This is a genomic window from Gluconobacter sp. P1D12_c (assembly GCF_018812105.1).
Lineage (GTDB): Bacteria > Pseudomonadota > Alphaproteobacteria > Acetobacterales > Acetobacteraceae > Gluconobacter > Gluconobacter oxydans_A.
Genome location: NZ_JACSIQ010000444.1, coordinates 1 through 460 on the forward strand (window position 1 = coordinate 1; position 460 = coordinate 460).

1 protein-coding gene is annotated in these 460 nt (G+C 48.0%); it reads left to right on the forward strand.

Going from position 1 to position 460, the window contains the following annotated elements; translation table 11 throughout:
* Positions 1-206 precede the first annotated feature (206 nt).
* The coding region (locus KP705_RS17585) for a hypothetical protein (RefSeq protein ID WP_215765214.1) at positions 207-460 on the forward strand (254 nt) is incomplete at its 3' end.

Sequence of the window (460 nt, forward strand, 5' to 3'; positions counted from 1 at the left end):
TGGGATGGTTCTTGATAATCTGATTTTTATGGTAGAATGTGAGTCGAGGTTAAATCGATGGATATCTTGGCGGATTACATCGAAGAAGCCCGATAGGTTAGGAGAAGGCTCATGACGCAGGAACGTCACAACCCGACCCACATCAGTATTATAACACAACTGATGGCGATGGTTCAACACAAGACCGCCAAGACTGGTGGTCTCGGATGGAATCCGTAGGTCGTTCATATACGAAATTAGAGGCCCAAAGGGTCATCAAAGCTCAGTCATATGATGGGGGGTATTATCCTCGTTCATGGCTTGGGCATGTGTTCCATCTGGGGTGGTCTGTTGATGATATCTGCTGGCTGATATCTGCTGACTGCAAGCACCTTGGGCTTATAGCTCGGGATTATTCTGCTGATGAGAATCTGCGTTTTGCGTGTCGTTCGGAACAGGAAGACAGGCGACGCTTCAGGCT